The sequence below is a fragment of the Alkalibacterium iburiense genome (assembly GCF_039521845.1).
Lineage (GTDB): Bacteria > Bacillota > Bacilli > Lactobacillales > Carnobacteriaceae_A > Alkalibacterium > Alkalibacterium iburiense.
The window spans coordinates 1-1,366 of sequence record NZ_BAAACW010000047.1 but is presented as its reverse complement, the minus strand read 5'-3'; the positions used below and the strand labels follow the sequence as shown (position 1 = coordinate 1,366).

Below are 1,366 nucleotides of genomic sequence, written 5' to 3'. Positions count from 1 at the left end.
GCAAACAAATATAAAAGTGATAAAATCAACACTGATAAAGCTTTTTAGAAAAACTATGAATTATTCAGGCTATAGAGTATACTATAAAGAAAGCGTTGTCAAATGTTTTAAGATTGAAATGTGTTAAAATATAAAAGCATGCTTAAAGGAGAGAATTTGAAATGAAGTCTAGAGATGAAAATTTGATAAAAGTAGCTATTTACTATTATGAAGAAAAAAAAACTCAAACTGAAATTGCTAAGGAATTAGGAATTTCTCGACCTACTGTATCTAAAATGTTGAATGAAGCAATCGAAAAAAACATTGTAAAAATAACAGTGCATCCGCATTTATATGATAACCACAAATTGCGTCAAGAAATTTTGGATAAATACGCTCTTGAATCAGTTATTGTAGTAAACTCTACTGGAAGTTCTAATGCTACGAAGAGTGAAATTGGACAAGCATGCGCCTACTTTGTAGAGGAAAAACTACCTGACTTACGCACGCTAGGAATTGGTTGGGGAACGACTGTTTATGAATTCGTTAATGCTGCCCATTATTCAAATTGTCCGCAACTATCCATAATTCCACTTATGGGCGGTGTCAGTTTATCGGAAGTTGCTCATCATTCAAACCATCTTGCTGTGACTATAGCTCAAAAATATAGAGCACAATCACACTTACTATATGCCCCTGCGATAGCTGAGACTATAGAAGTTAAAAATGCTCTGGTAAATTCTCATGTCGTACAGTGTATATTAAGCAAAGGAAGAAATGTGGATTTGGCAATAATAGGAGTTGGAAATCCCATGGAGTCATTGACTTACAGAGATATGGGATATATTACTAAAAAAGAAGAGAAAAGTATTATTGAAGAACAAGCGATAGGTGACCTTCTGGCAACTTTTTACGATAAAGAAGGCAATACAGTAGAAACAAGCTTATCTCAGCGTATGATTGGCCATGATTTAAATGATGTTCGTCGGATGAAAGAAGTAGTTATCCTTGCTAATGGAGAAGAAAAAGCGATTAGTATTAAAGCATTATTGAAATTGGAAATCATCGATCATTTAATCATTGATACTGAGATTGCTCAAGCACTTGTTTAATAATTTTATTTTGTAATATTTGTTTATCAAGTCTGAAAGTTATTAACTAAGTGAAAAAAGCTATGTACTACTCGAGACTAACTTAATCCAGTTTTCCGCAATAATTACATCATAAAAAAAGAATTGGTACTGAATATAAAGTACCATAAATAACACAAGTTTTTGAACATGGTTTCTGTTATTTACAGCCACTTATACAATAAAAGTAAGCGATGAATAGCTGAGCACCTACAAATAAAAATCGGACACCTCTATAATGAGAAATGTCCGAAGAG

1 protein-coding gene is annotated in these 1,366 nt (G+C 32.7%); it reads left to right on the top strand.

What is annotated here, in order from left to right; translation table 11 throughout:
• Positions 1 to 161 precede the first annotated feature (161 nt).
• Positions 162 to 1,091: a sugar-binding transcriptional regulator gene (locus ABDZ53_RS04060; protein WP_343754240.1), complete on the top strand. Its 930-nt coding sequence runs from the start codon at positions 162 to 164 to the stop codon at positions 1,089 to 1,091.
• Positions 1,092 to 1,366 lie beyond the last annotated feature (275 nt).